This window comes from Streptomyces sp. UNOC14_S4 (genome assembly GCF_020740835.1).
Lineage (GTDB): Bacteria > Actinomycetota > Actinomycetes > Streptomycetales > Streptomycetaceae > Streptomyces.
The window spans coordinates 1-6,798 of record NZ_JAINFC010000419.1; the positions used below are offsets into that span (position 1 = coordinate 1).

Genomic DNA, 6,798 nt, shown 5'->3' on the forward strand with positions numbered 1-6,798 from the left:
GTGGCAGGGGTGCGCCCCATTGCGGATTCGGCCGCTGCTGAGGCGCCTGAGGTGCCTGATTCGGCTGGTGCGGCTGATTCGGCTGATGGGGTTCCCTCTGGGCCCCGTACGGCCCACCCTGCCCAAAGCTCATGTCCGGCATCGTAATCCGCTTGGTCGTAACCCTCACCTGCCGCGACAATCCCGGCATGGGACATGTCGAAGCCGCACACCTCGAGTACTACCTTCCGGACGGCAGGGCGCTGCTCGGCGATGTGTCCTTCCGGGTCGGGGAAGGCGCGGCGGTCGCCCTGGTCGGCGCCAACGGCGCGGGCAAGACGACCCTGCTGCGGCTGATCGCCGGGGAGCTCCAGGCGCACGGCGGCTCGGTCACCGTCAGCGGCGGGCTCGGTGTGATGCCGCAGTTCGTGGGCTCCGTACGGGACGACCGTACGGTGCGTGACCTGCTGGTGTCCGTGGCCCAGCCGCGTATCCGGCAGGCGGCGGAGGCGGTCGAGGCGGCCGAGCACGCGATCATGACGGTGGACGACGAGGCCGCGCAGATGGCCTACGCGCAGGCCCTCGCCGACTGGGCGGAGGCCGGCGGCTACGAGGCCGAGACCGTGTGGGACATGTGCACGATGGCCGCGCTCGGCGTCCCGTACGAGACGGCGCAGTGGCGCCAGGCGGGCACCCTCTCCGGCGGTGAGCAGAAGCGGCTCGTTCTTGAGTCGCTGCTGCGCGGCACGGACGAGGTGCTGCTCCTCGACGAGCCGGACAACTATCTCGACGTGCCCGGCAAGCGCTGGCTGGAGGAGCGGCTGCGCGAGACGCGGAAGACCGTCCTCTTCGTCTCCCACGACCGGGAGCTGCTCTCCCGCTCCGCCGAGAAGATCATCAGCGTCGAGCCGGGCCCGGCGGGCTCGGACGTCTGGGTGCACGGCGGCGGCTTCGCCACGTACCACGAGGCCCGCAAGGAGCGCTTCGCCCGCTTCGAGGAGCTGCGCCGCCGCTGGGACGAGAAGCACGCGCAGCTGAAGAAGCTGGTGATCTCGCTGCGGCAGGCCGCGTCCGTCAGCCATGAGATGGCCTCGCGCTACGCCGCGGCCCAGACCCGGCTGCGGAAGTTCGAGGAGGCCGGGCCGCCGCCGGAGCCGCCGCGCGAGCAGGACATCCGGATGCGGTTGCGCGGCGGGCGCACCGGCGTGCGCGCCGTGACGTGCGCCGGGCTGGAGCTGACCGGCCTGATGAAGCCGTTCGACCTGGAGGTCTTCTACGGCGAGCGGGTCGCGGTGCTGGGCTCGAACGGCTCCGGCAAGTCCCACTTCCTGCGGCTGCTCGCGGGCGACTCCGAGAACCCGGTCGCGCACACGGGCGCCTGGAAGCTGGGCGCGCGGGTGGTCGCCGGGCACTTCGCCCAGACCCACGCCCACCCCGAGCTCCTGGGCCGCACGCTCGTCGACATCCTGTGGACCGAGCACGCGAAGGACCGGGGCGGGGCGATGTCCGTCCTGCGCCGCTACGAGCTGGAGAAACAGGGCGACCAGCCGTTCGAGAAGCTGTCGGGCGGGCAGCAGGCGCGTTTCCAGATCCTGCTCCTGGAGCTGGGCGGGGCCACCGCCCTGCTGCTGGACGAGCCCACGGACAACCTGGACCTGGAGTCGGCCGAGGCGTTGCAGGAGGGGCTGGAGGCGTACGAGGGGACGGTCCTCGCCGTCACGCATGACCGCTGGTTCGCGCGTTCGTTCGACCGCTTCCTGGTGTTCGGGGCAGACGGCAACGTCCGGGAGGTCCCGGAGCCGGTCTGGGACGAGCGGCGGGTGACGCGGGCGCGGTAGCCCCGACAGGGGCGCGGGGAACTGCGCGACCAGCCCCCACCGGACCCGCAGTCGCGCGTGTAGCGCAAGCCGCACCTCGGTAGGCGCGGGGGCCGGGGCGCAGCCCCGGAAAGAATCGTCACCCACAGCAACCCCGCCCGGTCTGCCGCCGCAGGCAACCGGTGGGACCATGTGTTTTGACCCCGTACAGTCGCTCCGGGTACCCTGTGGGTTCGTTATGCGTATTGGCTTGGTCGTTCTCACGCGAGGGGCCCTTACGCTTGCTCGCCGGGTCGTCGGTCGGCAGCGTGCGCTCGGGTTGCGTCCCCGGGTTGCCGCCTGTGCTGGCTGATCACCAAGTGAGCCGTGTCAGGACCCACACAACAAGCGAAGGCTACGACCGTGCGTACGTTCAGCCCCAAGCCCGGCGATGTCCAGCGCCAGTGGCACATCATTGACGCGCAGGACGTTGTCCTGGGCCGTCTGGCCTCTCAGGCCGCCGCCCTTCTCCGCGGCAAGCACAAGCCCACCTACGCTCCGCACATGGACATGGGTGACTTCGTCGTCATCATCAACGCCGACAAGGTGCACCTGTCCGGCAACAAGAAGACCCAGAAGATGGCGTACCGCCACTCGGGCTTCCCGGGCGGTCTGCGTTCGGTGCGTTACGACGAGCTGCTCGACAAGAACCCCGAGAAGGCCGTCGAGAAGGCCGTCAAGGGCATGCTCCCCAAGAACTCCCTGGGCCGCCAGATGCTCTCGAAGCTGAAGGTCTACTCGGGCTCCGAGCACCCGCACGCCGCTCAGCAGCCCGTCGAGTTCGAGATCACCCAGGTCAAGCAGGGCTAAGTCCCGGCCACCGCCGAACCAGAAAGTTCTAGGAGAAGACAGTGGCTGAGACCACCGCCGAGATGCCGCTCGACGAGTCCGTCGACATCGAGCAGTACACCACCGAGACCGAGGTCGTGGAGGGTGAGTACACCTCCGAGTCCCTCGCCTCCCGCTTCGGCGACCCGCAGCCGGCCGCCGGCCTGGGCCGTCGCAAGAACGCCATCGCCCGCGTCCGGATCGTTCCGGGCTCCGGCAAGTGGAAGATCAACGGCCGCACCCTCGAGGACTACTTCCCGAACAAGGTGCACCAGCAGGAAGTCAACGAGCCCTTCAAGGTGCTCGAGCTCGACGACCGCTACGACGTCATCGCCCGCATCTCGGGTGGCGGCGTGTCCGGCCAGGCCGGCGCCCTGCGCCTCGGTGTGGCCCGCGCCCTCAACGAGGCGGACGTGGACAACAACCGCGGCCCGCTGAAGAAGGCCGGCTTCCTCAAGCGCGACGACCGTGCGGTCGAGCGCAAGAAGGCCGGTCTGAAGAAGGCCCGCAAGGCTCCGCAGTACAGCAAGCGCTAAACAGCAGCTCGCTGCTCTGCTCGAACGCCCCGGCGGCACGCTCCGTGCCCGCCGGGGCGTTCGGCTATCGGCGGCACGGGGCGTATACCTGGATGTACCCGGGCGCAACGTCCCGGTCCCGGATCCGACACCTTCACCTTTCTTCTGTGGCAGGGGCCCGCCCGGGTCCCGTACCCCCGCGTTTTTTCGGAGGACACCAGTGGGACGACTCTTCGGCACGGACGGTGTGCGCGGTGTGGCCAACGCCGATCTGACGGCAGAGCTGGCGCTCGGCCTGTCGGTCGCCGCGGCGCATGTGCTCGCCGAGACGGGTACCTTCGAGGGCCATCGCCCCGTGGCCGTGGTCGGCCGGGATCCCCGGGCCTCGGGTGAGTTCCTGGAGGCCGCCGTGGTGGCCGGGCTCGCCAGCGCGGGCGTCGACGTCCTGCGGGTGGGCGTGCTGCCCACGCCCGCCGTCGCCTACCTCACCGGGGCGCTCGGCGCGGACCTCGGCGTGATGCTGTCCGCCAGCCACAACGCCATGCCCGACAACGGCATCAAGTTCTTCGCCCGCGGCGGCCACAAGCTCGCCGACGAGCTGGAGGACCGCATCGAGCGGACCTACCGGGCGCACGCCTCCGGCGAGCCCTGGGACCGTCCCACCGGTGCCGGTGTCGGCCGGGTCCGCGACTACGACCAGGGCTTCGACAACTACGTCGCCCACCTCATCGGTGTCCTCCCCAACCGCCTGGACGGCCTCAAGGTCGTCATCGACGGCGCCCACGGCGCGGCCTCCCGGGTCTCCCCGGAGGCGTTCTCCCGCGCGGGCGCCGAGGTCGTCACCATCGGCACCGAGCCCGACGGCCTCAACATCAACCACGAGTGCGGCTCCACCCACCTGGACAAGCTGCGCGCGGCCGTCGTCGAGCACGGCGCCGACCTGGGCGTCGCCCACGACGGTGACGCCGACCGCTGCCTGGCCGTGGACGCCAAGGGCGACGAGGTCGATGGCGACCAGATCCTCGCCGTCCTCGCCCTCGCCCTGCGCGAGGCGGGCGCGCTGCGCAAGAACACCGTCGTCGCCACCGTGATGTCCAACCTGGGCTTCAAGCTGGCCATGGAGCGCGAGGGCGTCGACCTCGTCCAGACGGCCGTCGGCGACCGCTACGTCCTGGAGGAGATGAAGGCCCACGGCTACGCCCTCGGCGGCGAGCAGTCCGGCCACGTCATCGCCCTGGACCACGCCACGACCGGCGACGGCACCCTCACCGGCCTGATGCTGGCCGCCCGCGTCGCCGCCACCGGCCGCACCCTGGCCGACCTCGCGGCCGTCATGGAGCGCCTCCCGCAGATCCTCATCAACGTCCGGGACGTCGACAAGTCGCGCGTGAAGTCCTCCCAGGAGCTCACGGACGCCGTCGCTGCCGCCGAGGCCGAGCTGGGCTCCACCGGCCGCGTCCTCCTGCGCCCCTCGGGCACGGAGCCGCTGGTCCGCGTGATGGTCGAGGCCGCCGACATCGAGCAGGCCCGCGCGGTGGCGCAGCGCCTCGCCGACGTGGTGAAGTCGACGCTGGGCTGATCCCGCCCGGCCGCCGAGCTCTCCATGCCGTACGGCCCCCGCCCGGGAAGGGCGGGGGCCGTACGGCTTTCACCGGCGTTTTTATCGGCCTGCTACTTCTCCGCGATCACCACGGCCGAGGCCACGCCCGCGTCATGGCTCAGCGAGACGTGCCACGCCTGTACGCCCAGTTCCGCCGCGCGGGCCGCGACCGTGCCCGTGACGACGAGGCGGGGCTGGCCGGTGGCCTCCGTGGTGACCTCGGCGTCGGTCCACAGGAGGTTGCCGGGGGCGCCCAGGGCCTTGGCCACGGCCTCCTTGGCGGCGAAGCGGGCCGCGAGGGAGGCGATGCCGCGGCGCTCGCCGGTCGGCAGGTAGAGCTCGCGCTCGACGAAGAGCCGCTCGGCCAGGGCGGGGGTGCGGCGCAGGGCCGCCTCGAAGCGGTCGATCTCGGCCACGTCGATGCCGACTCCCACGATCATTCGACGGTCACCGACTTCGCGAGGTTGCGGGGCTGGTCGACCTCGTTGCCGCGCGCGGTGGCGAGCTCGCAGGCGAAGACCTGGAGGGGGACGGTGGCCACGAGCGGCTGGAGGAGCACCGGCGTCGGGGGGATCTCGACGAGGTGGTCGGCGTAGGGGTGTACGGACGTGTCGCCGCGCTCGGCGATCACGATGGTGCGGGCGCCGCGGGCGCGGATCTCCTGGATATTGGAGACGATCTTGTCGTGCAGGACCGAGCGGCCGCGCGGCGACGGGACGACCACGACGACCGGCAGGTCCTTCTCGATCAGCGCGATCGGGCCGTGCTTGAGCTCGCCGGCCGCGAAGCCCTCGGCGTGCATATAGGCGAGCTCCTTGAGCTTGAGCGCGCCCTCCAGGGCCACGGGGTAGCCGACGTGGCGGCCGAGGAAGAGGACGGTGTTCTTGTCCGCGAGGGAGCGGGCCAGCTCGCGTACGGGCTCCATGGTCTCCAGCACCTCGTCCACCTGGGTGGCGATGTCGGAGAGCTCGCACACGACGGAGCGGATCTCGTCGCCCCACTTGGTGCCGCGCACCTGGCCCAGGTAGAGGGCGACGAGGTAGCAGGCGACGAGCTGGGTCAGGAACGCCTTGGTGGAGGCGACGGCGACCTCCGGACCGGCGTGGGTGTAGAGGACGGCGTCGGACTCGCGGGGGATCGTCGAGCCGTTGGTGTTGCAGATCGCCAGGACGCGCGCCCCCTGCTCGCGCGCGTGCCGCAGGGCCATCAGGGTGTCCATCGTCTCGCCCGACTGGCTGATCGCGATCACCAGCGTGCGGGAGTCGAGGATGGGGTCGCGGTAGCGGAACTCGCTGGCCAGCTCGGTCTCGCAGGGGACGCGGGTCCAGTGCTCGATGGCGTACTTGGCGATCATCCCCGCGTGGTACGCGGTGCCGCACGCGACGATGACGACCTTGTCGATCTCCCGCAGCTCGGAGTCGGGGATGCGCAGCTCGTCCAGCGCGAGCGTGCCCGTGGCGTCGACGCGGCCGAGGAGGGTGTCCGCGACGGCCTTCGGCTGCTCGGCGATCTCCTTGAGCATGAAGTAGTCGTAGCCGCCCTTCTCGGCGGCGGAGGCGTCCCAGTCGACGTGGTACGCGCGGACGTCCGCGGGCGCGCCGTCGAAGCCGGTGACGGTCACGCCGTCCCGGCGCAGCTCCACGACCTGGTCCTGGCCGAGTTCGAGGGCCTCGCGGGTGTGCGCGATGAACGCGGCGACGTCGGAGGCGAGGAAGGACTCCCCGGCGCCGACGCCGACCACGAGCGGGGAGTTGCGGCGCGCGCCGACGACCACGCCGGGCTCGTCCGCGTGCACCGCGACCAGGGTGAACGCGCCTTCCAGGCGGCGGCATACCTGGCGCATGGACTCGGCGAGGTCGCCGCAGGAGGAGAACGCCTCGGAGAGCAGGTGGGAGACGACCTCGGTGTCGGTCTCGGAGGTCAGGGTGTGGCCGCGGTCGGCCAGTTCGGCGCGCAGGCCGGCGAAGTTCTCGATGATGCCGTTGTGGACGACGGCGACACGGCCGGGGTTGTCGAGGTG

The 6,798-nt window shown here is 71.2% G+C and carries 6 protein-coding genes; 4 read left to right on the forward strand and 2 right to left on the reverse strand.

Annotated features, from left to right (window positions below; translation table 11 throughout):
• The first annotated feature begins 188 nt into the window (after positions 1–188).
• The 4 genes from K6I34_RS28255 (at position 189) to glmM (ending at position 4,757) form a co-directional block, all read left to right on the forward strand.
• A complete protein-coding gene (locus K6I34_RS28255; RefSeq protein WP_229330072.1) occupies positions 189–1,817 on the forward strand; it encodes an ABC-F family ATP-binding cassette domain-containing protein in 1,629 nt (542 codons plus the stop codon).
• Positions 1,818–2,198: 381 nt separating this feature from the next.
• Positions 2,199–2,645 carry a 50S ribosomal protein L13 gene (rplM, locus tag K6I34_RS28260; RefSeq protein ID WP_229330074.1) on the forward strand — a complete coding sequence of 149 codons (447 nt, stop codon included), beginning with the start codon at positions 2,199–2,201 and terminating at the stop codon, positions 2,643–2,645.
• A gap of 41 nt (positions 2,646–2,686) precedes the next feature.
• Positions 2,687–3,199, forward strand: a complete 513-nt coding sequence (rpsI, locus tag K6I34_RS28265) for a 30S ribosomal protein S9 (protein WP_229330076.1) — start codon at positions 2,687–2,689, stop codon at positions 3,197–3,199.
• Positions 3,200–3,398: 199 nt separating this feature from the next.
• Positions 3,399–4,757 (forward strand): phosphoglucosamine mutase, encoded by a 1,359-nt coding sequence (gene glmM, locus K6I34_RS28270; RefSeq protein ID WP_229330078.1) that lies wholly within the window; start codon positions 3,399–3,401, stop codon positions 4,755–4,757.
• A 92-nt stretch (positions 4,758–4,849) separates the two neighbouring features.
• Here glmM and K6I34_RS28275 read toward each other — a convergent pair whose 3' ends face one another.
• Both K6I34_RS28275 and glmS read right to left on the reverse strand, forming a co-directional pair.
• Positions 4,850–5,218: a holo-ACP synthase gene (locus tag K6I34_RS28275; RefSeq protein ID WP_229330080.1), complete on the reverse strand. Its 369-nt coding sequence runs from the start codon at positions 5,216–5,218 to the stop codon at positions 4,850–4,852.
• On the reverse strand, positions 5,215–6,798 hold a 1,584-nt coding region (glmS, locus tag K6I34_RS28280), incomplete at its 5' end, for a glutamine--fructose-6-phosphate transaminase (isomerizing) (RefSeq protein WP_229330082.1). The genes K6I34_RS28275 and glmS, both read right to left, overlap by 4 nt.

Excerpts from the sequence above, each read along its gene's own strand:
- K6I34_RS28255 (WP_229330072.1), top strand. The coding sequence starts at position 189 with ATGGGACATGTCGAAGCCGCACACCTCGAGTACTACCTTCCGGACGGC.
- K6I34_RS28275 (WP_229330080.1), bottom strand. The coding sequence starts at position 5,218 with ATGATCGTGGGAGTCGGCATCGACGTGGCCGAGATCGACCGCTTCGAG.